Source organism: Shewanella sp. S1-58-MNA-CIBAN-0166, from assembly GCF_040310085.1.
GTDB lineage: Bacteria > Pseudomonadota > Gammaproteobacteria > Enterobacterales > Shewanellaceae > Shewanella.
Map to the genome: position 1 here is coordinate 1 of NZ_JBEOPN010000082.1, position 608 is coordinate 608.

Consider the following 608-nt stretch of genomic DNA (forward strand, 5'->3'; position numbering starts at 1 on the left):
TGTCCCACCAAAGCAAAAACTGGCACTAGTGGCCTAAGTCTCTACTTTTGATCTCAGCTAAAAATGGGGAGATTACCTATTGACTCTTTATTTCGATCAACAATGAATCCTCAAGATGGTGCTAAAAAAGTCATAATAAAATTTGGGCGCAGCGCTGCAAAACATTGGTTTAGTCATGCAACAGCTAAAGACTTAATGCAAATAAAAATCTATGACAGAGTGAGAGAACAATTATCATACAGCTTCGGTCGTGTTTTAGTGTTGTATTTAAATGGAATAGCAAAAACAAACAGTCGACATTTTGGTGTTTTAGCTTTTAACCTAAATAACAAAGTTATATGGAGTTAAAATGAAACTTAAGTTACTAATTGGATGCGCTTTTACTATTATTATTATGTATTCATTAGGTGCTATTTATTCTCTTGAAAATAGCCGTGTTGAAGATGTTGTATTATGCAGTGTCGAAGATAATACGCATTACATACCAAATTCGTTCTGTGAATTTTATTTGTTTAATTTTAGATTAACGAAACCGGCGTTTTTCAAGACAGTTGTCGCCTAAATTGTTAAGCAGCTTCTTTATGTTGCTCTGGATTTAACGCCACAGC

Annotated in this window: 1 protein-coding gene; it reads left to right on the forward strand. The window is 34.0% G+C overall.

All coding sequences use genetic code 11. From position 1 onward, the window contains the following. Window positions 1–102 precede the first annotated feature (102 nt). Window positions 103–348, forward strand: a complete 246-nt coding sequence (locus AAEY99_RS21175; RefSeq protein ID WP_351011940.1) for a hypothetical protein — start codon at window positions 103–105, stop codon at window positions 346–348. The last annotated feature ends 260 nt before the right edge of the window (window positions 349–608 follow it).